The 26,103-nt window shown below is 64.2% G+C and carries 21 protein-coding genes; 9 read left to right on the top strand and 12 right to left on the bottom strand.

What is annotated here, in order from left to right:
* Positions 1-2: 2 nt before the first annotated feature.
* From upp to ACODSZ_RS08930, 5 genes are all read right to left on the bottom strand, one after another.
* Positions 3-650: a uracil phosphoribosyltransferase gene (gene upp, locus ACODSZ_RS08910; RefSeq protein ID WP_175342651.1), complete on the bottom strand. Its 648-nt coding sequence runs from the start codon at positions 648-650 to the stop codon at positions 3-5.
* Positions 651-773: 123 nt separating this feature from the next.
* Positions 774-1,922: an FAD-dependent monooxygenase gene (locus ACODSZ_RS08915; RefSeq protein ID WP_488927416.1), complete on the bottom strand. Its 1,149-nt coding sequence runs from the start codon at positions 1,920-1,922 to the stop codon at positions 774-776.
* A 107-nt stretch (positions 1,923-2,029) separates the two neighbouring features.
* A complete protein-coding gene (gene pepP, locus ACODSZ_RS08920; RefSeq protein WP_488927417.1) occupies positions 2,030-3,376 on the bottom strand; it encodes a Xaa-Pro aminopeptidase in 1,347 nt (448 codons plus the stop codon).
* On the bottom strand, positions 3,373-4,089 hold the full coding sequence (gene murU, locus ACODSZ_RS08925; RefSeq protein ID WP_175342654.1) for an N-acetylmuramate alpha-1-phosphate uridylyltransferase MurU: 717 nt from the start codon (positions 4,087-4,089) through the stop codon (positions 3,373-3,375). The genes pepP and murU overlap by 4 nt, the downstream gene beginning before the upstream one ends.
* Before the next feature lie 10 nt (positions 4,090-4,099).
* Complete coding sequence (locus ACODSZ_RS08930) at positions 4,100-5,131, bottom strand: aminoglycoside phosphotransferase family protein (RefSeq protein ID WP_008325660.1); 1,032 nt, start codon at positions 5,129-5,131, stop codon at positions 4,100-4,102.
* A 97-nt stretch (positions 5,132-5,228) separates the two neighbouring features.
* Here ACODSZ_RS08930 and ACODSZ_RS08935 point away from each other — a divergent pair, with 97 nt between their 5' ends.
* The 9 genes from ACODSZ_RS08935 to ACODSZ_RS08975 all read left to right on the top strand — a co-directional run bounded on the left by ACODSZ_RS08935 (position 5,229) and on the right by ACODSZ_RS08975 (position 17,588).
* Positions 5,229-7,505, top strand: a complete 2,277-nt coding sequence (locus ACODSZ_RS08935; protein WP_175342655.1) for an LPS-assembly protein LptD — start codon at positions 5,229-5,231, stop codon at positions 7,503-7,505.
* 25 nt (positions 7,506-7,530) lie between these two features.
* Positions 7,531-9,024 (top strand): peptidylprolyl isomerase, encoded by a 1,494-nt coding sequence (locus ACODSZ_RS08940; protein ID WP_175342656.1) that lies wholly within the window; start codon positions 7,531-7,533, stop codon positions 9,022-9,024.
* Between the two features lie 119 nt (positions 9,025-9,143).
* Positions 9,144-10,166 carry a 4-hydroxythreonine-4-phosphate dehydrogenase PdxA gene (gene pdxA, locus ACODSZ_RS08945; RefSeq protein WP_175342818.1) on the top strand — a complete coding sequence of 341 codons (1,023 nt, stop codon included), beginning with the start codon at positions 9,144-9,146 and terminating at the stop codon, positions 10,164-10,166.
* 26 nt (positions 10,167-10,192) lie between these two features.
* Positions 10,193-10,975, top strand: a complete 783-nt coding sequence (gene rsmA / locus ACODSZ_RS08950; protein WP_175342657.1) for a 16S rRNA (adenine(1518)-N(6)/adenine(1519)-N(6))-dimethyltransferase RsmA — start codon at positions 10,193-10,195, stop codon at positions 10,973-10,975.
* 148 nt (positions 10,976-11,123) lie between these two features.
* Entirely contained in the window at positions 11,124-11,498 is a 375-nt protein-coding gene (locus tag ACODSZ_RS08955; protein WP_008325678.1) for a hypothetical protein, read from the top strand.
* A 250-nt stretch (positions 11,499-11,748) separates the two neighbouring features.
* On the top strand, positions 11,749-13,344 hold the full coding sequence (locus ACODSZ_RS08960; RefSeq protein WP_175342658.1) for a sensor domain-containing phosphodiesterase: 1,596 nt from the start codon (positions 11,749-11,751) through the stop codon (positions 13,342-13,344).
* Between the two features lie 85 nt (positions 13,345-13,429).
* Entirely contained in the window at positions 13,430-13,834 is a 405-nt protein-coding gene (gene gloA / locus ACODSZ_RS08965; protein ID WP_034349675.1) for a lactoylglutathione lyase, read from the top strand.
* A 144-nt stretch (positions 13,835-13,978) separates the two neighbouring features.
* Complete coding sequence (locus ACODSZ_RS08970; protein ID WP_175342659.1) at positions 13,979-15,262, top strand: chloride channel protein; 1,284 nt, start codon at positions 13,979-13,981, stop codon at positions 15,260-15,262.
* Positions 15,263-15,464: 202 nt separating this feature from the next.
* A complete protein-coding gene (locus ACODSZ_RS08975) occupies positions 15,465-17,588 on the top strand; it encodes a TonB-dependent receptor (RefSeq protein WP_488927418.1) in 2,124 nt (707 codons plus the stop codon).
* Positions 17,589-17,613: 25 nt separating this feature from the next.
* Here the strand turns inward: ACODSZ_RS08975 and ACODSZ_RS08980 are convergent, their stop codons facing one another.
* From ACODSZ_RS08980 to ACODSZ_RS09010, 7 genes are all read right to left on the bottom strand, one after another.
* The gene (locus ACODSZ_RS08980; protein WP_175342661.1) at positions 17,614-18,597 is read right to left on the bottom strand and encodes a M48 family metallopeptidase; all 984 of its coding nucleotides are present in this window, start codon (positions 18,595-18,597) and stop codon (positions 17,614-17,616) included.
* Positions 18,598-18,649: 52 nt separating this feature from the next.
* Complete coding sequence (locus ACODSZ_RS08985) at positions 18,650-19,435, bottom strand: lysophospholipid acyltransferase family protein (RefSeq protein WP_175342662.1); 786 nt, start codon at positions 19,433-19,435, stop codon at positions 18,650-18,652.
* Positions 19,436-19,490: 55 nt separating this feature from the next.
* Positions 19,491-20,048, bottom strand: coding sequence for a D-glycero-beta-D-manno-heptose 1,7-bisphosphate 7-phosphatase (gene gmhB, locus ACODSZ_RS08990; RefSeq protein WP_175342663.1), 558 nt, complete (start codon positions 20,046-20,048; stop codon positions 19,491-19,493).
* A 91-nt stretch (positions 20,049-20,139) separates the two neighbouring features.
* Positions 20,140-22,260: a glycine--tRNA ligase subunit beta gene (gene glyS, locus ACODSZ_RS08995; RefSeq protein ID WP_488927419.1), complete on the bottom strand. Its 2,121-nt coding sequence runs from the start codon at positions 22,258-22,260 to the stop codon at positions 20,140-20,142.
* An 81-nt stretch (positions 22,261-22,341) separates the two neighbouring features.
* On the bottom strand, positions 22,342-23,259 hold the full coding sequence (glyQ, locus tag ACODSZ_RS09000; RefSeq protein WP_175342665.1) for a glycine--tRNA ligase subunit alpha: 918 nt from the start codon (positions 23,257-23,259) through the stop codon (positions 22,342-22,344).
* Positions 23,260-23,379: 120 nt separating this feature from the next.
* Entirely contained in the window at positions 23,380-25,005 is a 1,626-nt protein-coding gene (gene lnt / locus ACODSZ_RS09005) for an apolipoprotein N-acyltransferase (protein ID WP_175342666.1), read from the bottom strand.
* Positions 25,006-25,032: 27 nt separating this feature from the next.
* On the bottom strand, positions 25,033-25,911 hold the full coding sequence (locus ACODSZ_RS09010) for a CorC family transporter (protein ID WP_488927420.1): 879 nt from the start codon (positions 25,909-25,911) through the stop codon (positions 25,033-25,035).
* Positions 25,912-26,103 lie beyond the last annotated feature (192 nt).

Below are 26,103 nucleotides of genomic sequence, written 5' to 3' on the forward strand. Positions count from 1 at the left end.
GCTTACTTGGTACCGAAAATGCGATCCCCCGCATCGCCCAGTCCTGGGACGATGTAGGCATCCTCATCCAGGTGGGAATCCAGAGAAGCGACGTAAAGCTTCACATCCGGATGCGCATCAGCGAACACCTGTACGCCTTCCGGGGCCGCCACCAGCGCCACGAAAACGATGTGCGAAGCCGGCACACCACGCTTCTTGAGCGCATCCACGGCATAGACGGCCGAGTTGCCCGTGGCCACCATCGGGTCGCACAGGATCATGATGCGGTCTTGCAGGTCGGGCAGCCGCACCAGGTATTCCACCGGCTTGTGGTTCTCGTCGCGATAGACGCCGATATGGCCCACGCGCGCCGAGGGGATCAGTTCCAGGAGGCCATCGCTCATGCCCACGCCCGCGCGCAGCACCGGCACCACGGCCAGCTTCTTGCCGGCGATCACCGGGGCTTCATAGGTTACCAGCGGGGTTTCGATGGTCTCGGTGGTCAGCGGCAGGTCGCGCGTGATTTCATAGCCCATCAGCAGCGTGATCTCGCGCAGCAGGTCGCGGAAGGTGCGGGTGGAGGTGCGCTTGTCGCGCATGTGCGTCAGCTTGTGCTGGATCAGCGGGTGGTCGAGGATGAAGAGATTCTTGAAGCGCGGGTCTTGTTTCATGGCAAATGCGTGTCTGCTGGATGGAGTGCTCAGTGGAGCGGCGGGCGCCGCAAGTCAGCATTGTCGCATTTCCTGACCGCCTGCGCGACGACAGGACGTCGCGCATATGCAGCATTGTTCACCTCATCGGCGACCGAACATCATCTGTTCCGCCAGCAGCCCGCGTGCTGCCGGGAGCAGGTCGATGGCGCCCAGGGACAAGCCCAGGGCGGCCTGCAGAGGCGAGCCCTGGGGCGATCCGGCAAAGATGCGGGCCATCAGGTCGGTCAGGCGGATGGTCAGGCCGCGATCCTGGCCGCGTTGGCGCTCGAACGCCTGCAAGGCTTGGGGAGAAATCTCGCGCGCCAGCACGTCGGCCAGCACGCGGGCATCGCGCAGGCCCAGGTTCAAGCCCTGGCCAGCTACCGGATGCAGGGTTTGCGCGGCATTGCCGATGGCCACCACGCGCCGGCTCTGGCCGGGACGGGCATTCAAGCCAAGCGGGAAGGCATGGCGCGCGCTGATGCGGGTGAAGCGGCCGACCCGTTGGCCGAAGGTGCGCTGCAAGGCCGCCAGGAAAGCCGCATCGTCCAGCGCCATCAATTGCTCGCCGGTGGCCGGGCGCACACACCAGACCAGCGCATAGCCGTCGTCCTGCGGCAGCAGGGCCAGCGGGCCTTCATCGGTGAAGCGTTCGAAGGCGCGATGGGCGATGACGCCATCGGCCAGCACGTGGGCGATGATGCCCAACTGCTGGTAATCGCGCTGCAAAGTCTTTTGCTGCTGCTCGCCGAAGACACCGCCCTCGGCCTGGATCAGCAATTGCGCGCGCAGCACGCGGCCATCCTTCAGGGTGACGGCGACGTGATCGTCGTCTTCCGCGATGTCTTGCGCTTCGGCCGGGCGCATCAGGCTCAGTCCCAGCGGCGTGATGGCTGAGGCCAGGGCGCGGTTGACCTGGCCATAGCGTGCCACATAGCCCAGCGCGGGCAGCTGGTAATCCTTGCGGTCCAGCAGGGTGCGCCCGAAGTGGCCTCGGCGCGAGACGTGGATCTGTTCGATGGCAGTGGCGCTGCGGCCGATATCGTTCCAGGCGCCCAGTTCGTCGAGGATCTGGCGGCTGCCGTAGGAGAGGGCGATGGTGCGCGGGTCGGCGGCGGCTTGCTCGGGCGACTTCATGTCTACCAGGGCGATGCGCTCGGCAGGCAATTGGCGCCGGGCCAGCAGGCCGGCCACGCTCTGGCCGACCGGGCCGCCGCCGCAGATGATCAGGTCGAAATCGACGGATTCCATGATGCCGGGAGATGCCTTCTACAGAAGATTCAAGAAGGCGTCATTGTAGCGGAGCCGCGCTGGCCGGGCTTGATCCGGCGCATGCGCGGTCTGCACAGGCGCTCGCTTCAGCGCTGGCGCATCAGCGCTTCGATGTCCTCGACCTTGCTGGGCACGCCCGTGGTCAAGAGTTCGCAGCCCGATGGCGTGACGTGGGCGTCATCCTCGATGCGGATGCCGATGTTCCAGAACTGCTCCGGCACGCCTTCGCCCGGACGCACGTAGATGCCCGGCTCGATGGTGAGCACCATGCCCGGTTGCAGCGTGCGCCATGGCTTGTTGCCGTCGGCCGAGGCCGGGTCGCGGTAATCTCCCACGTCATGCACGTCCATGCCCAGCCAGTGACCGGTACGGTGCATGTAGAACTGGCGGTAGTCGCCTTTTTCGATGACGTCGTCCAGCGAGCCGACCTTGGACTTGTCCAGCAGACCGGTGTCGAGCATGCCTTGCGCCAGCACCCGCACGGCGGCGTCATGGCCATCCATGAAACGCTTGCCGGGCGCCGTCTCGGCGACGGCGGCGGCTTGTGCGGCCAGCACGATCTCGTAGAGCGCCTTCTGCGGACCGCTGAACTTGCCATTGGCGGGGAAGGTGCGGGTGATGTCGGAGGCGTAGCTGTCCAGTTCGCAGCCGGCATCGATCAAGACCAGGTCACCGTCCTTGATTTCGGCATCGCCCGCGCGATAGTGCAGCACGCAGCTGTTGGCACCGGTGGCGACGATGGAACCGTAGGCCGGATATTGCGAACCGTTGCGACGGAATTCGTGCAGCAGTTCGGCTTCGAGATGGTATTCGCGCAGGCCGGGGCGGCAGATGCGCATGGCGCGGCAATGGGCTTCGGCGGAGATGATGCCGGCGCGCTTCATGACGTCGATCTCGTAGGCATCCTTGAACAGGCGCATATCGTCCAGCAGCACGCTCACATCGACCACGGCACCGGGCGCGGACACGCCGCTGCGTGCCAGGGCGCGCACGCCTTGCAGCCAGCGCTGCAACTGGGCATCGCGCTTCTCATCCTGGCCCAGCGCGTAATAGACGGCGCGGGCGTCGGAGAGCAGGGCGGGCATGTTCTTGTCCAGCTCCTCAATGGGGTGGGCTGCATCCAGCGCGAACATTTGCTGCGCGGCCTGCGGGCCGTGGCGGTAGCCATCCCAGATCTCGCGTTCCAGGTTCTTGTCGCGGCAGAACAGGATGCTGCGGTTTTCCTGGCCGGCCACCAGCACCAGTACTGCTTCGGGTTCGGTAAAGCCGGTCAGGTAGTAGAAATAGCTGTCATGGCGATACGGATAATCGGCATCGCGATTGCGCATCACCTCGGGCGCGGTCGGGATGATGGCCACGCCCCCCCCGGCTTGTTGCAGGCTGGCCAACAGGCGGGCGCGGCGGGCGGCGAAGGGGGAGGCGTCGAAGCTCATGGTCGGTTTCCTTGCGGTGGCAGGTTCAGTGCTTCCAGTTGTTCGGTGGTGCCGACGTTGTGCCATTGGCCCCGGTAGACGTCGCCGCCGATGCGGCCCTGGTCGGCATACTGGCGCAGCAGCGGTCCCAGCTTGGCATGGGTACCGGGGGCGATGCCGTCGAACATCTGCGGGCGATACACGCCGATGTTGGCAAAGGTCAGCTTGGGCTGGCCTTCGTTGGCAATGGCGAAGTTGTTCAGTGCAAAGTCACCTTCGGGATGGAAGGGCGGATTCTTGACCAGGTACAGCCAGGCCATGTCGCGCTGGTCTTGCGGCAGCGGATTGCCCCAGGGGTCTTCGTCTTCCAGCACGGTCAGCAGTTCGCTGTAGTCGAAATGCGGGCACCAGATGTCGCCGGAGACCGCTATGAAAGCTTCTTCACCCAGCAGGTGGCGCGCCTGGGCGATACCGCCTGCCGTTTCCAGGGCCGTGGTTTCAGGTGAATAAAAAAGCCTGGCGCCGAAGCGGCTGCCGTCACCGAGGGTGTCTTCGATCATCTGGCCCAGGTGGGCGTGGTTGATGACGATCTCGGTGATGCCGGCGCGTACCAGCGAGAGGATCTGCCAGACGATCAATGGGCGGCCACGGACTTTGAGCAGCGGCTTGGGGCAGGTATCGGTCAGCGGACGCATGCGCTCGCCGCGCCCGGCTGCGAAGATCATGGCTTTCATGGTCGCCGCCTCAGAAGGTGTAGCCGAACTTGGGCGCGTGTTCCTGCTCCAGCTTCTCGATCAGGCGCACCAGGGGCGTGAAGGCCACGTAGCGGCGCGCGGTCTTGAGGGTGTATTCCATCACCAGCGGGATGTCCTTCAGGTAGCCATCCTTGCCGTCGCGGTGCCACAGGCGGGCGAAGATGCCCAGCACCTTCAGGTGGCGCTGCAGGCCCATCCATTCGAAATCGCGGTAGAAGGTATCGATGTCGGGCGTGACCGGCAGGCCGGCGCGGCGCGCCTTTTCCCAGTAGCGGATGGCCCAGTCCAGCACCATCTCTTCATCCCACTGGATGTAGGCATCGCGCAGCAGCGAGACCAGATCGTAGGTGATGGGGCCATAGACTGCATCCTGGAAATCGAGAATGCCGGGGTTGCCCTTGGGCAGCACCATCAGGTTGCGCGAATGGTAGTCGCGGTGCACGTAGACCTGCGGCTGGGCCAGGTTGTTGGCCAGGATGGCGTCGAAGGTCTTGTCCAGCACCGCGTTCTGCTCGTCGGTGAGCGTCACGCCCAGGTGCTTGCCGATGTACCACTCGCGAAACAGCTCCAGCTCCCGCAGCAGCAGGGCACGGTCGTATTCGGGCAGGGCTTCGGGCTTGCTTTGCGCTTGTAAAAGTACCAGGGCCTCGATCGCATCCATGTATAGTGCGTGCGCGCTGTCGGCCGAGAGCTGCGAGAGGTAGGTCGTGGAACCCAGGTCCGAGAGCAGCAGGAAACCGCGCTCGGTATCCTGCGCCAGTACCTTCGGCACGGTCACCCCGGTCTCGCCGAAGAGGCCGGCGACTTTCACGAAGGGGCGCACGTCCTCCTGCGGCGGCGGGGCATCCATCACGATGGCGCTGCCGCCCTCGGGTGTATCCACCCGGAAATAGCGGCGGAAGCTGGCGTCGGCCGAGGCCGGGCGCAGGGTGGCGGACAGCACCGGGGTATCGGCCAGGGTGGCCAGCCAGGCTTGCAGTTCGGACAGGCGGAGATCGGGGGTGGAACCAGGTGAAGACATGAACTATCTGAGGAAATCGTTTGACGTGGTTGAGTTCCCATATAATAAGGGATTCAACCCAAAAAATCCGCCTGCACGGTATCTAGCCTCTCTTTTCATGATCCGGTTTTCCAAGTCTTTCACTGAACGTACTGTCAACTGGCGGCTGGCGCGTCTGTTCTCTTCGGCAATGGTGGTGGCCTCGGCCTCTGCCCTGTTGCCCTTGTCGGTGCACGCCCAGATGTCGCTGCCTGCGGCCACGCCGGTCCCGGCGCAGGACGCGGATGCGCCGGTCAACGTCAGCGCCGAGCAGATGACCGGCCGTCCCGACCGCCAGGTCAACCTTGACCGCGACGTGGAACTGGTCAAGGGGGCGACCACCATCAAGGCCGACAAGGCCGAATACCGCATCATCCAGGATGAAGTCGAGGCCACCGGCCACGTCTGGATGCGTCGTCTGCAGGACCAGTACACCGGCGACCGCGCCGAGATGAACATGGGTACCGGCTCCGGCTACGTCACCAGCCCGACTTATCTGCTGGGCAAGAGCGGCGGGCGGGGCAAGGCCGAGCGCATCGATTTCCTCTCCGATGACGAGGCCAAGGTCACCCAGGGTACCTACAGTACCTGCGAGGCCCCCGATCCCGACTGGTATCTGCGCGCCAGCACCATGGACCTCGACAGCGGCCGTGACGTCGGCACCATGCACGGCGGACTGCTGTATTTCAAGGATGTCCCCATCCTGGGTTCGCCCTGGATGTCGTTCCCGCTCTCGGGCGAGCGCAAGTCAGGCGTGCTGCCGCCGACCATCGGCATGACCACCAACGGTGGCGCCGAGATCGCGGTACCGTACTACTTCAACCTGGCGCCCAACTACGATCTGACGCTGGTGCCCAAGCTCATTGCGCGGCGGGGCCTGCAACTGGGCGCCGAGACCCGTTACATGGGCGAAACCTACAGCGGTTCGACCAACGTGGAAGGCATCCAGGACCGCGTCACCGGCACGGGCCGTTATTCGCTGTCCTCGATCCACAACCAGACCCTGGCACCCGGCCTGCAACTGGCCTGGAACCTGAACAAGGCCTCCGACAACGACTATCCCTCGGACTTCTCGCATTCGATCACCGGCAGTACGCAGCGCCTGCTGGCGCGCAACGTCAGCCTCAGCTACAGCAGCACCTACTGGAGCGTGACCGGGCTGGTGTCCAAGTACCAGTTGCTGCAGGACGTCGACGCACCGATCACCAAGCCCTACGATCGCGTGCCGCAGATCACCTTCAACGGCAACCGCTACGATATCGGCGGCTTCGACTTCAGCACCACCGCTGACTTCACCCGCTTCGCCAGTGGCGACCTGGTGGGCGGTGACCGTGCCTACGTCACGCAGACGGTGTCCTATCCCATCATCCGGCCGGGTTACTTCATCACCCCCAAGGTGATCCTGGATGCCACCAGCTACAACCTCACCAACGTCACGGCGGGCCAGCCGACCAGTTTCAGCCGGACCTTGCCGACCCTGTCGCTGGACTCGGGCATGATCTTCGAACGTGAGTCCAACCTGCTCGGTCGCAGCATGACCCAGACGCTGGAGCCGCGCCTGTTCTACGTGCGCACGCCTTATCGCGACCAGTCGCAGTTCCCGGTGTTCGATTCCGGCCTGTCCGATTTCAACTTCGCGCAGATCTTCACCGAGAACCGCTTCGTCGGCCACGACCGCATCAGCGACGCCAACCAGCTCACGGCCGCCGTGACCTCGCGCCTGATCGAGGAAAATGGCCTGGAACGCCTGCGCGCAGCCGTGGGACAACGCTATTACTTTGTCGACCCCAAGGTCGATATCACCGGGACCACCACTACCACGCTGGGCAGCAAGTCCGACCTGCTGCTGTCGCTGGGCGGCCAGATCACGCGCGAGTTCTCCACCGACAACACGGTGCAGTACAGCGAGACGCTGCGCCAGATGGTGCGTTCGACCTTCGGCATCCGCTGGCAGCCGGCGCCCAAGCGCGTGCTGAACCTGCAATACCGGCTGGACCGCACCTACATCAACCCCTACACGGGCGTGCTCGATCCGCTCAGGCAGGTCGATGTGTCCGGACAGTGGCCGATCACCCAGCGTATCTATGCCGTGGGTCGCCTGAACTATTCGATCCCCGACCGCACCGTGGCAGAAGGTCTGGCAGGCTTCGAATACAAGGCCGATTGCTGGGTCTTCCGGGTGGTGGCGCAACGCATCCCGACCTCGTCCACCAAGGCGTCGACGGGCTTCTTCATCCAGCTTGAACTGAACGGCTTCTCCAAGATCGGTTCCAACCCGATGGAGGCCATCAAGAGCAGCGTGCCCGGTTACCAGAACGTGAACCTGCCGGACACCATGACCGGCAACAACTTCTAACCTTTTCCGAACCAACGATTAGTCCATGCGTAATATGCGTACACCACTCCTCGCAACAACCAAAACAGTGACCGTGCTGCTGTGCATGCTGGGCGTGATCAGCAATGCGCATGCGCAGTTCGCCACCACCATCATCCCGGTGACGCCGACCGAAACCACCGGCAGCGCACCGGCAGCACCGGCCAAGAGCGCGCCCAAGGCTGCCGCCAGCAAGCCGGCCACCCCGGTGGCCGCGCCCGCTGCCCCGGCGCCGGCGCCGGCGGCGACCCGGGCACGTGTGGAACCGCGTCCGGTGGATTCCATCCTGGTGGTGGTCAACAACGAAGTCATCACCCGCCAGGAAGTCGCCGAGCGCCTGGCCAGCGTGGAAAAGCGCATGGCTGCGCAGAACGTGCAATTGCCGCCGCGAGCGCAGCTGGTGCGCCAGCTGGTCGAACGCATGATCGTCGAACGCGCCCAGGCGCAGATGGCCAAGGAAAGCGGCATCGTGGTCGACGACGCCATGCTGGACCGCGCCATGCAGCGCATCGCCGAGCAGAACAAGTTGTCCATGCCGGAATTCCGCACCCGCCTGGAAGCTGAGGGCATGAACTACGCCAGCTTCCGTGAAGAGATCCGCCGTGAAATCCTGAGCCAGCGCCTGCGCGAGCGTGAAGTGGACAACAAGGTGGTGGTCACCGAATCCGAGATCGACAACTACCTCGCCGCCGAAGCCAATGCCGGTGGTCAACGCCAGGAACTGGACATCGCCCAGATCCTGATCCGTGTGCCAGAGAACGCCACCCCCGAGCAGTTGTCCGCCCGCCGCGAACGCGCCGAAGACGTGCTGCGCCAGTTGAAGACCGGCGCCGACTTCGCCAAGACCGCGGCCGCCTATTCCGATGCGTCCGATGCCCTTTCCGGTGGCGACCTCGGCTGGCGTCCGGCCGACCGCCTGCCGCAGCTGTTCCTGGATGGCGTGTCCAAGTTGCAGGATGGCCAGGTCAGCGGCCTGCTCAAGAGCGGTAACGGTTTCCACATCCTCAAGCTGGTCGGCCGTCGCGCTGCCGGCGCCACCCAGGCTGCCGCCCCGGCAGTGCAGAAGACCCATGTGCGTCATATCCTCATCAAGGTCAACCAGGTGGTGACGGCTGCCGAAGCCAAGCGCAAGCTGACCGAACTGAAGGAACGTCTGGACCACGGTTCGGCCACCTTCGAAGAACTGGCCAAGCTGTATTCCAACGACCTGTCCGCCTCCAAGGGGGGCGACCTCGGCTGGATCTACCCGGGCGATACCGTGCCCGAGTTCGAGCGTGCCATGGACAAGTTGAAGCCGGGTGAAGTCAGCGAGCCCATCGAAACCCCGTTCGGCTATCACCTGATCCAGGTGGTCGAGCGCAAGACTGACGACGCCTCCAAGGAACGTGCCCGCCAGGCTGCCCGTCAGGCCATCCGCGAGCGCAAGATCGAGGAAGCCACCGAGGACTGGATGCGCCAGATCCGTGACCGCGCCTACGTCGAATATCGCAACGACGACTGATCGTCCATCCGGCAGGGGAGGCCGCAGGTTTCCCCATTGCGCGCAAGAGGCCGGCCATGTCGCCGGCCCTTGCTTTTTGAAGCCCGTTTTTGCCCTCACAGGCCATGAGTGACATCACCATGAACCGCCCCATCCTCGCGCTGACCTGCGGCGAACCGGCCGGCATCGGCCCGGAAATTTCCCTGCGTGCCGCCTGGGAACTGCGCCACCAAGCGCGCTGCATCCTGCTGGGCGATGCCGCCCTGCTGGCGCAGACGGCTTACGAGATCGATCCGCAGATGCGCGTGGCGGCACTCTCCATCCAGGCCTGGCGCAACAGCGGCCTGCCGCATTTCCCGATCGACTGCCTCACCGTCATCGATTGCCCGGTGGCCGAACCGGTGCGTGCCGGCGTGCTGGATGCGCGCAATGGCCGCGCCGTGTTGCAGACTCTGGACCTGGCGGTGCAGGGCGCACTGGATGGCGCCTTTGCCGCCATCGTGACCGCGCCCTTGCAGAAAAGCACCATCAATGATGCCGGTGTGGCCTTCACCGGTCATACCGAATATCTGGCCGAGGTCACCGGAACGCCGCAGGTGGTGATGATGCTGGCCGGCGGCGAGAACCCGCACCTGCGCGTGGCGCTGGCGACCACGCATCTGGCCTTGAAGGATGTCCCGGCCGCGATCACCGCGTCGAGCCTGGCGCGCACGCTGGATATCCTGCAAGCCGACCTGCGCGGCAAGTTCGGTATCGCCCATCCGCGCATCCTGGTCACCGGCCTGAACCCCCACGCCGGTGAAAACGGCTATCTGGGGCGCGAAGAGATCGAGGTCATCACGCCGGCTCTGGAAGCCGCCCGGGCGCGCGGCATCGACGCACGCGGCCCCTATCCGGCCGATACCCTGTTCCAGCCCAAGTACCTGGAAGAGGCCGACTGCGTCCTGGCCATGTATCACGACCAGGGCCTGCCGGTCCTGAAGTTCGCCAGCTTCGGCCATGGCATCAACATCACCCTCGGGCTGCCCCTCATCCGCACGTCGGTCGACCATGGCACGGCCCTGGACCTGGCCGCCGCCGGCCTGGGCCACGCCGACCATGGCAGCCTGTGCGTAGCCATCCGCGCCGCTGCCGACATGGCACGCCGCCGCTGTACCGCCTGAGATCGCACGAACTTACTGGAATCCCCATGAAACACATCCCGCGCAAACGCTTCGGCCAGAACTTCCTCACCGACGACGTGGTGCTGCACGACATCATCGGCGCCATCGCACCCGCTGCCGACGACGCCATGGTCGAGATCGGCCCGGGCCTGGCCGCGATGACCGCACTGCTGCTGGAACAGTTGCGCCACCTGCACGTGGTCGAGCTGGACCGCGACCTGGTCGAGCGCCTCAAGAAGCGTTTCAGCGCCGAGCGGCTGACCGTGCATTCGGCCGATGCCCTCAAGTTCGACTTTGCCAGCATCCCGGTGCCGCAAGGCCGCAAGCTGCGCGTGGTCGGCAACCTGCCCTACAACATCTCCAGCCCCTTGCTGTTCCACCTGGCCGAGATCGCGCCGAACGTGCAGGACCAGCACTTCATGCTGCAGAAGGAAGTGGTCGAGCGCATGGTCGCCGAGCCGGGCGGCAAGGCCTATGGCCGCCTGTCGGTGATGCTGCAGTGGCGCTATCACATGGAACTGCTGTTCGTGGTCCCGCCGACGGCCTTCGACCCGCCCCCGCAGGTCGATTCGGCCATCGTGCGCATGATTCCGCTGGCGCAGCCCATGGATTGCCCACAGGCTTTGCTGGAACAGGTGGTCACCAAGGCCTTCTCGCAGCGCCGCAAGGTGATCCGCAACTGCGTGGCGGGCCTTTTCACCGAGGACGAATTGCGTCAGGCGGGCGTCGATCCGCAGGCGCGTCCGGAAGCCGTGCCGGTCGAGCAATTCGTGGCCCTGGCCAACTTGCTGGCGGTGCGCCAGGCCTGACGGCGCCCCGCTGTTGCACTTTATTACAGGCGCGCCGCCACCCGTAAGAACTGTAACGAAGTTTCATATCCCGTGGTTTAAAGCTGAACCTGTCTTATATTGGAATCGTGCCGCGACAGATCGCGGACTTCTTTGACAGGAGCCAATCATGGCCAGCAAAAAAATCGCATCGGTATTGATCGCCACCACTCTTCTGGCTTCGGCCGCCGTCGTCAGCACGCCTGCGATGGCGCATGACCGGGGCGGCAACGGCGTGGCGATTGCTGCCGGCATCATCGGCGCGGTCGCCATCGGATCGCTCATCGCCAATTCCGCTCCGGCGCCGGTCTACCAGGCGCCGCCGCAACCGGTCTATTACCAGGCCCCGCAGCCGGTGTACTACCAGCCGCCGCAACAGGTGGTCTATGAGCAGCCGCGCTACTACGCGCCGCCGCCGCGTCCGGTGCGTTACGTGGAGCGCACCGAGGTGCGTACCTACCGCTACGATGATCGACCGGATTACTATTCCTACTACGGCCGCTGAGGGGCGTGGAGGACGGCGGTCCTGGCGGCAGGACATCCCGGCGCAAGCCATCTTGAGGAAAACGGGCAACCCTTGCAGGTTGCCCGTTTTGCTTTGTCGGTGTCCGGGAGCGCAATCCAGCAAGCAAGACGTCAGTAAAACGCGACATAATGACGAAGCGGTCGTCACTTTGTCAGCATAATGGCGAGTGAAGTCTCGTCAGAATGACGACGCCGCGCACATTGCCACCCAGCAAGGAGACGTATCCTCGATGATGGCTCCCATCGCCGCCGATGACATCAGGACTGCCCTTGACGCTGGCCATCTCTGGCCGGCGCTGCAGCCCTTGGTGCATCTGCGTACCGGGCGCATTGCGGGCTTCGAGATGCTGGCGCGCTGGAGCTGCCCGCAGCGCGGGGTGGTGGCGCCGATCGATTTCATCGACGTCGCCGAACGCGGCGGGGTGCTGGATGGCCTGCTGCTCAAACTGCTCGATACCGTGGCCGCCAGCCTGCGCCACTGGCCGCCCGAGCTGCGGCTGGCGATCAATCTGTCGCCCGGCCAGTTCCTCGACACCAGCCTGCTGGAGCGCCTGGCGGCAGTCATGTCTGCGCACGGGCTGTCGCTGTCGCGCCTGCAGCTGGAGATCACCGAGACCGTGCTGGTACAGGATCACGAACGCACCCTGCAGACCATTCTGGCCGCGCGCCAGGCCGGTGCCAGCCTGTCGCTGGATGATTTCGGCACCGGTTATTCCAGCCTGACCCGGCTGCAGTCCTACCCCTTTGACGAAATCAAGATCGACGCCAGTTTCGTGCGCACCATGGACCAGGATCCGGACAATTTCCGCATCGTGCTGGCAGTGGCCGGGCTGGGGCAGAGCCTGAAGATGCACGTGGTCGCGGAAGGCATCGAGACCGAGCATCATGCCCATCTGTTGAGGCGCATGGGCTGTGAATTCGGTCAGGGTTACCATCTGGGCCGACCGCTGCCGCTGACCGACGCGGCTCGCCTGATCGACGAGCGCGGCGTGTGGCAGCGTCACAGTGCGGGCATCGACACCTCACCCTTCCAACGCTGGCACCAGCTCGATTCGCTCTATCGCAGCGCCCCGGTGGGGCTGTGCTTCCTCGATCCCTTGCTGCGCGTGGTCAGCGCCAATGCCATGATGATCGACCTGCTCGGTGGCAACGCCGGCAGCGAGCTGGAGGGCTGCCCCGTGATCGACCTGCTGGACCGCAGCGAACACCGCCCCTTGCTGCAGAGGGTGGCCGAGGTGGTCGATGGCGTCTTGCCTGCTCCCATCGAATTCTTCAATTCACGTACCGGTCGCACCTCGTTGCTGGCCTTCCAGGTAGTGCGCAGCGACCTGGGTGAACTGTTGGGCATCTCGGGATCGGCCGTGGATATCACCGCCCGGGTGTCTGCCGAACGGACGGTGCGTGACAGTGAAGAACATTTCCATCGGGCCATCGACCTGAGTCCCAATATCCCCTGGGCCGCCGATGCACAGGGCGTGATCGACTACATCGGGCCGACCTTCGAATGGCTCCCCGAGCTGACCACGGCGCAGCGCCACCAGCAGTGGCTGGCGCGCATGCCGGAGGAAGACCGTGTACGGGTACGTCAGGAATGGCTGTCCAACCTGCCCAGCGGACGACCCTTCCGTACCGAGTTCCGTGTGCTCTGGCCCGATGGCCAGTGGCGCTGGATGCGCAGCCGCGCCTCGCCCCACAGCGATAGCGAGGGACGCATCCAGCGCTGGTATGGACTGATCGTCGACATCAGTACGGAGCGCCGCCTGCAATACCGCATCAGCGCCCTGGAAGAGCAGATCCGGCGCCTGCGCGGCAGCGACCGGGACTGAGTCCGGGGAGCGGGCTCGGCGGGAGCTCGCCAAATCGGGGATAATAGCGGCTTGCTTCACGTTAGCCATGAAAAGGAGTCGCCAAGTGAGAATGCTGCATACGATGCTGCGCGTCGGAAATCTGGATCGTTCCATCGAGTTCTATACCCAGGTGCTGGGCATGAAACTGCTGCGCAAGCATGACTATCCCGAGGGCAAGTTCACGCTGGCCTTCGTCGGTTACGGCGAAGAACGCGATCACACCGTGCTCGAACTGACCCACAACTGGGATACCGAATCGTATGATCTGGGCACCGGCTACGGTCACATCGCCATCGAGGTCGATGACGCCTATGCCGCCTGTGACGCAGTCAAGGCCAAGGGCGGGACGGTGACCCGCGAAGCCGGTCCGATGAAACACGGCAAGACCGTGATCGCCTTCGTCGCCGATCCGGATGGCTACAAGATCGAGTTCATCCAGAAGAAGGAACAGTACAGTGCCGCCGATTGAGGCGCCTTGCTGTCAGCCTGCCAGCCCGCTCATGCGGGCTTTTTTCATGGCATGGACGCGCCGCGGGATGGATGCGACACGTGTCCGGTCCATCGAGGATGCACGTGCATCCGTGCATCAACAGAACAACAACAGGAACGCCAATTGAGCCTCTACCAACTCTCCAAAAGTCATCTGCGCCGCCTGTGGGTCGAATACGGCATCCTCTGGAGCGGCGCCATCATCGTTGGCCTGGTCGCGGTGCTGTATGCCCAGGCCATCGAAATCGGTTTCGGTGTCTTCCGCAGCATCGAGCACAAATCCCCCTGGCTGCCGCTGCTGCTCACGCCAGCAGTCTGCGCCGCCTGCGTCTGGCTCACGCGCCGCTACTTCGAGGGCTCCGAAGGCAGCGGCATTCCGCAGGCCATCGCCACCCTGCATGGCGACACCGCCGAACGCGGCAGCGTGCTGCTGTCCCTGCGCGTGATGGTCGGCAAGATCGTGCTGTCGATCGTGGCCATCGCCGGTGGCATGACCATCGGTCGTGAAGGTCCGACGGTGCAGATCGGCGCGGCCATCATGTACAACCTGCGCCGACTGTATCCGGCCGGATACGAGCACATGGAGCGCCGTCTGATCCTGGCCGGTGCCGCTGCCGGCCTGGCGGCCGCCTTCAACACGCCGCTGGCGGGTATCGTGTTCGCCATCGAGGAACTCTCGCGCAGCTTCGAGCAGAAGGCCAGTGGCGTGGTCATCACCACCATCATCTTCGCCGGCCTGGTGGCCCTGTCACTCAATGGCAACTATACCTATTTCGGCTCCATCTCCTTCCCTGGAGAAACCAGCGGCCGCCTGATCCTGGCCGTGATCGTCACGGCGGTGCTCATGGGCGTGGCCGGTGGATTGTTCTGCTGGTGCATTCTCAATCCGACGCGCTGGATTCCCGCCACGATCGTGACCCTGCGTGCCGAACGCCCCGTCGCCTTCGCTGCGCTGTGCGGTTTCATCGTCGCGGTCATCGGTGTGGCGGCCGGCGGCGCCACCTTCGGCAGCGGCTACGAGCAGGCGCATGGCTTGCTCAATGATGGCCAGGAACTGTCGGTGTTCTATCCCTTCCTCAAGTTCGCCTCCATGGTCGGTTCCTACCTGCCGGGCCTGCCGGGCGGCATCTTCGCGCCTTCGCTGTCCATCGGTGCCGGCTTTGGCAACCTGCTGCACCTGCTCTTCGGCGGCACCTCGCTGCCGATGCTGGTGGCGCTGGCCATGGTGGGTTACCTGGCGGCCGTGACGCAATCGCCCATCACCGCCTTCGTGATCGTGATGGAAATGGTTGACGGCCATGCGCTGGTGATTTCCCTGATGGCCACGGCGCTCATTGCCTCGGCCGTGTCCAAGGTGTTCGCCCCGCCGCTCTACGAAACCCTCGCGGAACGCTACATCAAGCACTGACCCCGGCGTTGCTTCACAGGCTGCGTCAATTTGACGCAGCCGCCAATACCCGCTCTCCACGCACCTGCCCGCCCCCTTCGTCATATTGTCGTGCTGCACGCGACAATATGTCGCAGTCCCTCGTCGTTTTGCTCGCCCATAATCGCGCGCTCTACCTGCCCGCGCAGACGGGCAGTTCGATAACGACAACCTGGGGATTTCCATGCAGCTTACTCCTTGCGCCTGCGCCATCGCGCTGGCCTTCAGCGCTTGCGGCCACGTCCTGGCCGAAACCACTTCAGAATCCGACAGTGCATCCTTGCCCACCGTGACCGTGCGCGGCGACAAGCCTGCCGTGACGACGCCGCTCAAGGCCGACAGCAATGCGCTGCTCGCCGATGAAGCGGCTTATTCCCGTGCGGCGGCCGGTGGTGTCTCGGCACTGCCGGTCTTGAACGGCTTTGCCGCCGACCGCCTCAAGATCCGCCTGGATGGCATGGAGGTCACGGCCGCCTGCGGCAACCAGATGAACGCCCCCATGTCCTATATGCCGCCGGCGCAGGTCGGGATGGTGCGGGTGATGGCCGGTCTCACGCCGGTCAGCGTGGGCGGCGACAGTATCGGCGGCACCATCGAACTGGCGTCCCCGGCCCCGCAGTTCGCCGCGCAAGCCGGTGAACTCTTGACCAAGGGCGGCTTCTCGGTGGCTGCACGCAGCGTCAACTCGGAAGTATCGGCCTCGGTCGATGCCACGGTGGCCAGCGACCGTCTCTCGGTCCATTACGTGGCCAGCCAGTCGCGTGCCGAGAGCTACGTCAACGGCCGCGGCGACAAGGTGCTGGGCAGCCAGTTCCAGAGCAACAACCACGCAGTGACGGTGGCCGCGCGCGGCGACGGGCAGCAGCTGGTGTTCAAGGCCGGGCAGCAATACATCCCCTACCAGGGCTTCCCCAATCAGTACATGGACATGACCGGCAACCGCTCCACCTTCGCCAACCTGGGCTATGAGCGCCGCTTCGACTGGGGCAAGCTGATGGGGCGTCTCTACTGGCAGCGTACCGAGCACGAGATGGGCTTCTTCAGTGCCGAGCGCACCGGCACCATGCCCATGCAGACGCGAGGTCGCGACCTGGGCTACAGCTTGCGGGCCGACATCGACCTGGCGCCTGATGGCAGCAGCGTGCTGCGCCTGGGCAACGAGTACCACAGCTTCCATCTGGATGACGACTGGCCCGCCGTGCCGGGTTCGATGATGATGGGCCCGCGCACCTATGTGAACATCAACGACGGAAAACGCGATCGTTACGCTCTTTTCGCCGAATGGGAGGGCAAGTTGAGTGAACGTTGGCGCACAATCGTGGGACTGCGCGATGAGCTGGTCAGGACCGACGCCGGCAACGTGCAGTCCTACGGCACCAACATGATGAACATGGCTGATCTGACGGCCGCCAACGCCTTCAACGCACGCGGCCATGCGAAGACCGACAACAACATCGACCTCACCGCGCTGGCGCGCTTCACGCCCGATGACGGGCAGAGCTGGGAATTCGGATACGCTCGCAAGACGCGCTCCCCCAATCTGTACGAGCGTTATACCTGGGGACGAGGCACCATGGCCATGACCATGACGAACTGGTTCGGTGATGGCAACGGTTACGTCGGCAACATCGACCTCAAGCCCGAAGTGGCGCATACGCTCTCGGCCACCGCCGACTGGCATGCGGCAGACAAGCAGGGCAGCGAGCCGCGCTGGTTCTTCAAGCTGACACCGTATTTCAGCTATGTGGAGAACTATATCGATGCCGATGTCATCGGCACCTTCAAGCCTTACAGCGTCAGCACGGCCTCCGGCGCACTGCTGCAATTTGCCAACCACGATGCGCGCCTGTTTGGCATCAATGCGTCGTGGAAGTGGCCACTGTGGCGCTCGGCCGGTCTGGGGGACATCGCCTTCACCGGCAAGGCCGGCCTCACGCGTGGCAAGCGTGTCGATGGCGGCAACCTGTATCACATGATGCCCTTGAACGTACTGGCCGCGCTGGAACAGCAGCAGGGGGCCTGGACCCATCGTGCCGAAGTCAGTTACGTCGCCCGCAAGACGCTGGTGGACAGCAATCGTCTGGAACCGGTCACGGCCAGCTACACGGTGTTCAATCTGCGCAGCAGCTATCAGTTCAATGCGGCCATCAGCGTGAGCGCAGGCATCAGCAACCTGTTCAACCGCAACTATGCGGATGCGTTGGGCGGGGTTTATCTGTCGGGATTGGCCAAGTCCAGAAGCGGTAGCCTGCAAGCTTTGCCGGGCTACGGGCGTTCGCTGGATGTGGGCGTCAACGTGCGGTTCTGAGCCGCAATGGCCGGGACCGGGCCGGTCAGAAGATCGGCAGGGTCTCCGGTGCGCTGTCGCGCAGGGCTTTCTTGGCCGATTCGAATTCGGGGAAGATCGATTGCACCGTCGCCCAGAAACGCGGGCTGTGGTTCATCTCGCGCAGGTGTGCCAGTTCGTGGGCGATCACGTAATCGATCAGTGGCAGGGCGAAGTGTATGAGCCGCCAGTTCAGGCGGATGCGCGCGTCCGAGGTGCAGGAACCCCATTGCGTCGTGGCCGAGGACAGAGCATAGGAGCGATAGCGTACACCCAGTTTTTCTGCATAGATCATCAGGCGCTTGCCGAACAGCTCTTCAGCCCGTGCCTGCATCCACCCTTGCACGCGATCCTTCAACTGCTGCTCACCGGCATCGGCCGGCAGGCTGATGTTGAGTTCGCGCGTGAGCTCGTCGAGCAACACCGCCTGGCGCTGGCCGGTACGGATGCGCAGCGTGATGTCCGCGCCCAGGTAGGGCAGGGTGGCGCCATCGCGCCACTGCATCTGCGGTTGCAGGCGGCGCGCCGAACGCTCGCGGCGCTCGTTGAGTTTGCTCAGTATCCAGCGCTGCTTTTCGCGGATGGCGTTGTCGATCTCGGCTAACGTGACCCACTTGGGCGCGGTCACGCGCAGGCCTTCGTCACTGACCAGGAAGCCGATGGTACGGCGCTTGGAGCGCAACAGCGCAAAATCGATGGTGTGTTCACCCAGCTGGATGCGGCGCTTGCCATCGGCCGGACGGGCCGTGGTCGGCGGCGCCAGCAGCGGGCCGGGGGGCGCAGGCGGTTCGGCAATGAGCGGTGGTGGCAGCGGTGCCGCATGGACCACCGGATGCGGTGTCACGATGAGCGGGGGTTGCACCGTCGGCGAGGGCAGCGCCGGGCCCGGATCGACGGGCGCCGCTGCCGGGGCAGCGGCGGGCGCGCCAAACAAATCCAGTTGCAGCGAGAGCTGGTCGGGATTGGGTTTGGGTTTGCGGAGCAGTATCAAGGCAGTCGCGGCGTCCTGTGTTGCTGTTGGCTAAGGAGTTGGCCGCGCGGCATTACTGCGATGCAGTCGAGGCGGCCGGCCGGGGCGCGCTGTTTTTGTAGACGTCCGGCGAAATCACGCGCATCTCGGATTCTATCCAATTTTCGACGCGCTCGTTCAACTCCTGGGGATTCAATCCTTCCGGCGAAATCGGCTTGCCGATCGAGACCGTGATGACACCCGGCTTCTTGACGAAGCTGCCCTTGGGCCAGCACTCGCCCGAGTTCACCGCCACCGGCACCACCAGCGTATTGGTTTCCACGGCCAGGCGCGAACCACCGGCCTTGTACTTGCCCTGCGAGCCCACGGCAGTGCGCGTGCCTTCCGGGAACATCATGATCCACTGGCCATCGCGCAGACGGCGGCGGCCATGTTCCAGCACCTGCGCAAAGGCGTCGCGGCCTTTCTTGCGATCGATCGGAATCATGCGCAAGAGCCCGATGCCCCAGCCGAAGAAGGGGATGTAGGTCAGCTCCTTCTTGAACACGAACACCAGCGGCCGCGGCATGTTGATGACGTAGAAGATGGTTTCCCAGGCCGACTGGTGCTTGGAGAGCAGGATCACCGGCGCATCAGGCAGGTTCTCGGTGCCGCGCATTTCGTAGCGGATGCCGCAGATGACGCGCGCGGTCCAGATCACGAAGACGTTCCAGCGTGACGTCCACCAGTAGCGCTGGGCGTAAGGGAAGGGGGCCGACAGCAGGCAGGCGAAGGACCAGATGATGGTGGCCACGGCCATCAGGACCATGAAGACCACCGAACGCAGAATCAGGACAAGGCGCAAAATCGTTTCTCCCATGCCGAAGCATGTTGTTGTAATGAATGGGGTTGGCTGCGCGGTCGCAGTGACGGCACTATACCGAGACCCCGACGGGCGACTTCAGAATGAAATCAACCACCGCCGATAAATCCGGGAAAACCAGCGTACCCGGCGGCAAGCCGCCCTTGGCCTGGGTCTTCTCGCCCTTGCCGGTCAGTACCAGATAGGGCGCGCAACCGGCCACATAGCCAGCCTGCAGGTCACGCAGCGAATCGCCGACGGTGGCCACGCCACCGCGCAGGCTGATGTTGAAGCGCCTGGCGATCTCGTGGAACATGCCCGGCTTGGGTTTGCGGCAATCGCAATTGTCATCGGCCGAGTGCGGGCAGAAGAACACTGCGTCGATATCGGCACCGGCCTGCTGGGCCGCATTGTGCATCTTCTGGTGGATGGCGTTGAGGGTCTGGATGTCGAACAGGCCGCGCGCCACGCCGGACTGGTTGGTGGCCACCACCACGCGATAGCCGGCCTGGTTCAGGCGCGCGATTGCTTCCAGCGAACCCTTGATGGGGATCCACTCGTCGGGCGACTTGATGAAGGCGTCGGAATCATGATTGATGACGCCATCGCGGTCGAGAATGATCAGTTTCATTCCTGCTTTCCTTCATGAACACCGCCGCGCCAGGACAAGCCCGTGCGCGGCGGTTCGGTGTTGCTGGTGCGACAGCCGGTAGCGAGATGGATTATGCCGCCAGCTTGGAAATGTCAGCCACCTGGTTGAGCATGCCATGCAGCGAGGCCAGCAGAGCCTGGCGGTTCTTGCGCAGCTGCTCATCCTCGGCGTTGACCATCACGTCGTTGAAGAAGGCATCGACATTCTGACGCAGCTGGGCCAGGGCCTTGAGCGCACCGGCGAAGTCACCCGCTGCATAGGCCGCCTGCACCTGCGGACGGGTGGTCTGCATGGCAGCGAACAGCCCTTGCTCGGCAGCTTCCTTGAGCAGGTTTTCCTGCACGGCGCCATGGGCGTCGATGGCTACGCCTTCGATCTTCTTCAAGATGTTGGTGATGCGCTTGTTGGCCGCAGCCAGCGCTTCGGCTTCGGGCAGGGCGGCGAAGGCTTGCACGGCCTGCAGGCGTTCGACCACGTTGTCCAGTACGTCGGGCTGCTGGGCTACCACGGCTTCGACTTCGTTCTGCGCAAAGCCGCGCTCGCGCAGCAGGCCGCGCAGGCGGTCGTAGATGAAGGCCTGCACATCGGCACGCGGATCCTTGAAGTTGGCGTTGCCGGCAAACAGCCCCACCGCCGCATCCAGCAAGGCACTCAGCGACAGCGGCAGACGCTTCTCGACCAGCATGCGCAGCACGCCCAGGGCATGGCGGCGCAGGGCGAACGGGTCCTTGTCGCCGGTGGGCTGCAGGCCGATGCCCCAGATGCCGACCAGGGTTTCCAGCTTGTCGGCCAGGGCCACGGCGGTACCGGTGGCGGTGGTCGGCAACGCATCGCCGGCAAAGCGTGGCTGGTAGTGCTCGGAGGCGGCCAGTGCCACTTCGTCGGCTTCGCCATCGTGACGGGCGTAGTAGGTCCCCATGATGCCTTGCAGTTCGGGGAATTCACCGACCATGTCGGTGAGCAGGTCGGCCTTGGCCAGCAGTGCGCCGCGCTCGGCCAGCTTGACGTCGCCGCCCAGCAGGCTGGCGATCTTGCCGGCCAGTGCCTGCACGCGCTCGGTGCGTTGCAGCTGGTTGCCCAGCTTGTTGTGGTAGACCACGTTGGCCAGTTGCGGCACGCGATCGGCCAGGGATTTTTTCTTGTCCTGCTCGAAGAAGAACTTGGCATCCGACAGACGCGGGCGCACCACGCGCTCGTTGCCGCCGATGATGTGTTCGGGGCGATCGGTCTCCAGGTTGGAGACGATCAGGAAGCGCGAACGCAGACGGCCATTGGCGTCGGTCAGCGCAAAATATTTCTGGTTGGTCTGCATGGTCAGGATCAGGCATTCCTGCGGCACGGCCAGGAATTCATCCTCGAACCTGCATTCATAGACCACCGGCCATTCCACCAGCGCAGTGACTTCGTCCAGCAGCGATTCCGGCATCAGCACTTGATCGCCACCGGCCTTGGCCAGCAGCGCAGTGCGGATCTTTTCGCGGCGCTCGGTGAAGCTGGCGATGACCTTGCCTTGGGTGGCCAGTGCCTCGACATAGGCGTCCGGCGAGGCGATCTGCAGCGCGCCCGAGGACAGGAAACGATGGCCCAGCGTGGTACGGCCGGCATCCAGGCCCAGCGTATTGATCGGCACCACGTCGTTGCCCAGCAGTGCCACCAGGTAGTGGGCCGGACGCACGAAGTGCACGGTCTCACCGGCGGCGCGGCCGAACTGGCGCTGGTAGCTCATGACCTTGGGGATGGGCAGCTTGGACAGGCTCTCGTCGAGCGCCGCCTGCAGGCCGATGGCCAGGGCCGAGCCCTTGGCGGTATAGGTGTAGAAGAAGCTCTCGGCCTTGCCATCCTGGGCGCGTTCCAGCTGGTCCGGGGTGATGACGGTGGCACCGGTGGAGGCGGCCAGTGCGGCCAGCTTCTTGACCAGCGGTGCCGACGGGCGGCCTTCGGCGTCCAGTGCGACGGCTACCGGCAGCACTTTTTCGCGGATCGATTTGTCCGGTGAGGCGGCGCGCACTTGCGTGATGGAGACGGCCAGGCGACGCGGCGTCGCGTAAGCGGTGGCAGCGGCGCCGGCATCGAGATAGCCGCGGCTTTGCAGGCCATTGAAGATGCCGTTGGCGAAGGCATCGCCCAGCTTGGCCAGCGCCTTGGGCGGGAGTTCTTCGGTGACGAGTTCTACGAGGAGTGTCTGGTTCATGTTGTCTGTCTTGCTGTCTTGCTCGGGACGCCGGTCCGGCGAAAACCGGACCGGCGCCGCATCATGTCATGGCGTTGCGCTTCAGGCCGCAGCCTTGGCCGGACCTGCGCCCAGCATGGGGAAGCCCAGGCGCTCGCGCGATTCGAAATAGGCCTGCGCCACCGCCCGCGAGAGATTGCGGATGCGGCCGATGTAGGCCGCGCGCTCGGTGACCGAAATGGCGCCACGGGCATCGAGCATGTTGAAGGTGTGGGCGGCTTTGAGGACCTGCTCGTAGGCCGGCAGCGCCAGCGGCACTTCCATGAGGCGCTTGGCTTCGGCTTCGTAGTTGGAAAACAGCGAGAACAGGAACTCGGTGTTGGAATACTCGAAGTTGAAGGTGGATTGTTCCACTTCATTCTGGTGGAACACGTCGCCATAGGTCAGGTGCTTCTTGACGCCGTTCTCGGTCCATTCGGTCCAGACCAGGTCATAGACGTTTTCCACGCCCTGCAGGTACATCGCCAGACGCTCGATGCCGTAGGTGATTTCGCCCAGCACCGGCTTGCAGTCGAGCCCGCCGACCTGCTGGAAATAGGTAAATTGCGTCACTTCCATGCCATTGAGCCAGACTTCCCAACCCAGGCCCCAGGCGCCCAGGGTGGGGTTTTCCCAGTCATCCTCGACGAAACGCACGTCATTTTTCTTCAGATCCAGTCCCAGCGCCTCCAGCGAGCCCAGGTACAGGTCCAGGATGTTTTCCGGGGCCGGCTTGAGGACCACCTGGTACTGGTAATAATGCTGCATGCGGTTGGGGTTCTCGCCATAGCGGCCATCCTTGGGACGGCGCGAGGGCTGGACGTAGGCGGCACGCCAGGGTTCCGGGCCGATGGCGCGCAGGAAGGTCGCGGTGTGCGAGGTCCCCGCGCCGACTTCCATGTCGTAGGGTTGCAGCAGTGCGCAGCCCTGGGCGTCCCAATATTCTTGCAACTTGAGGATGATTTGTTGAAATGTCAGCATCGTGTGTGGTGGCCTGGCGAACCGGCGGAGGAATTGCGAAAACCTTGAATTTTAGCGCCTTTTGGGGCGTTTGACCCGGTTTTGCCGGGGCGCGGCGCCGGCCGGCCCTCGGGGAGGATTTCAGTGACGGATGCGCGCGGCCTTGTTGCGGCCCCAGGCCAGCAGCAGCATCAGCAGGGCCAGTCCGACGACGAGCTTGTTGCCCAGCAGAATGTAGGGCGTCTGGCCGGCATAGCCCTGTACCCGCCCGGAGAGCACCCCGCGCGTGTAGGGAGCCAGTTCGCTGGTGGCACCACCCGGCAGGATCACGGCAGTGGCGCCCGTGTTGGTAGCGCGCAGCATCGGACGGCCCGTTTCCAGGGTGCGCATCTGCGAGATCTGCAGGTGCTGGGGCAGGGCAATCGAATTGCCGAACCAGGCGATGTTGGACAGGTTCAGCAACAGGCTGGCCTGCGGCTGCCCGGCGCGATAGGCAGCGCGCAGCTGTTGGGCGATTTCTTCGCCGAACAAGTCTTCGTAGCAGATGTTGGGCAGCACCCATTGGTCCTTTACGCCGAAGGGCGACTGCACCGGCGCTCCGCGCGTCATGTCGCCCAGCGGGATGTGCATCAGGTCGACGAACCAGCGAAAGCCCGTCGGAATGAATTCACCAAAGGGCACCAGGTGATGCTTGTCGTAGCGATACGGCATCAAGGCAGAACCCACGCCCGGACCGAAACCCAGCACCGAATTGGCGTAGAGCTGCGGGCCGTCGGACAAGGGGATGCCCAGCGCCAGGTGACTGCCGCTGTTCTGCGCGAAACGGGCCAGTCGCTCCAGGTAATCCGGCGGCAACTGTTGTGGCAGCAGCGGGATGGCGGTTTCGGGGGTGGCGATCAGGTCGGCCGGGGCGGCGCTGATCATCTGTTCATACATGCCCAGGGTAGCGACCAGGGCATCGCTGGAGAATTTCATTTCCTGCGCAATATTTCCCTGCAACAGGCGCACCGTGATCGGCTGGCCTTGCGGCGTGGTCCACTGCACCAGTCGCAGCGCCACGCCGCCGGCGCACAGCAGGGCGGCGACACACAATGGCAGGATGATGCGCTGGCCGGTACCGGCCACGCCCTTGCGCGACAGGCCCATCCACAGCAGTGCCAGGCTGCCCGCGATCAGCGCCGCGATCCAGCCGATGAAATAAACCCCGCCCAGCGGCGCGAAACCGGCCAGCGGACCCACCGTGTGGGCATAGCCCGAGACCAGCCAGGGAAAGCCTGTCAACACCCAGCCGCGCATCCATTCCGACAAGGCCCATAGTGCCGGCAGCATGAACAGCGCCAGCAGCAGCGGAGAAGACGACCAGCGATGGCGCAGCCAGCCCGCCAGTGCCGTGGCCGCACCGGCATACAAGCCCAGGTAGAGTGCCAGCAGACCCACCGCCAGCGCCGCCATCCAGCCCGGCATGCCACCGTAGTCGTGCATGCTGATGTAGAGCCAGTGCACGCCCGCTGCTGCCCAGCCGAATCCGTACAACCAGCCGCGCAGGAATTGCCGGCCGGTGGACGCCTGCGGCTGCGCCAGCACGCCATGGAACAGCCAGGCCAGGGCCAGGATCTGCAGGGGCCACAGCTTGAAGGGGGCAAAGGCGAAGACGTTGACGGCACCTGCCAGTACCGGCAGCAACAGCGCCAGCGCCGTACCGAGGCGACCGCGCGCAGCAGTGGCGCCGCGTGGCAGCGGCAGGTTGTGGGAAGAGGGGGAAGTCACGTTGGCTACGGCAGGCAGGTCAGGCGATCATTCTAGGTCCAGCGGCGCCGCTGGCAGCCTGGACACCAGCAGCACATGCACCTGGCGCGCATCGGCGCGCAGCACTTCGAAGTGCAGGCCATCGATGTCGAATTCATCACCCTTGCGCGGCACGCGGCCCACATGGTTGGCCACCAGGCCACCGATGGTGTCGGCATCGTCATCGGAGAAGCGGCTGCCCACTTCTTCATTGAACTGTTCGATCTCGGTCAGCGCCTTGACGCGCCAGCGCGGGCCGTGCGGGCCATCTTTGAGGGCCAGCACATTGTCTTCGGCTTCGTCGAAATCGTATTCATCCTCGATGTCGCCGACGATCTGTTCCAGCACGTCCTCGATGGTGATCAAGCCGGCTACGCCACCGTATTCGTCCACCACCACGGCCATGTGGTTGCGGTTGGCGCGGAAGTCGCGCAGCAGCACATTGAGACGCTTGGATTCGGGAATGAAGATGGCCGGGCGCAGCATGTCGCGCACGTCGAAGGAGTCCTCGGCGTAGTAGCGCAGCAGGTCCTTGGCCAGCAGGATGCCGATCACCTTGTCGCGCTCGCCATCCACGGCGGGGAAGCGCGAGTGGGACGTGGCCAGCACTTCGGGCATCCAGGTTTCGATCGGCTTGGAAATGTCGATGGTGTCCATCTGCGAGCGCGGCACCATGATGTCGCGCACGGCCAGGTCGGAGACCTGGAACACGCCTTCGATCATCGACAGCGCGTCGGCATCGATGAGATTGCGCTCGTGGGCGTCGTGCAACACTTCGAGCAGTTCTGCCCGGTTCTCGGGCTCGGGGGAAATCAGTGCGGTGAGTCGTTCAAACAGGGAACGATGAGGTTTAGCGTCAGATTTGACGCTACTAGGGTGATCTTGCATGGCGTTAGGCGCGAGCCCGACGTAGTTTCAAAGAGCCATAGGATACAACAATTATGTGACAAGTCCACTAAAGGCCCCGCCACAGCGGGCTGCGGCCCTGCTTGCATCTTGGCAATGGTGACGTCTTCATCTCGCTGCAGGCTGCAAAAAAAAACCGGCATCCGCAATGCCGGCAAATACGTCCTCAGGGAA

It is taken from the genome of Herbaspirillum sp. FG34 (genome assembly GCF_057809315.1).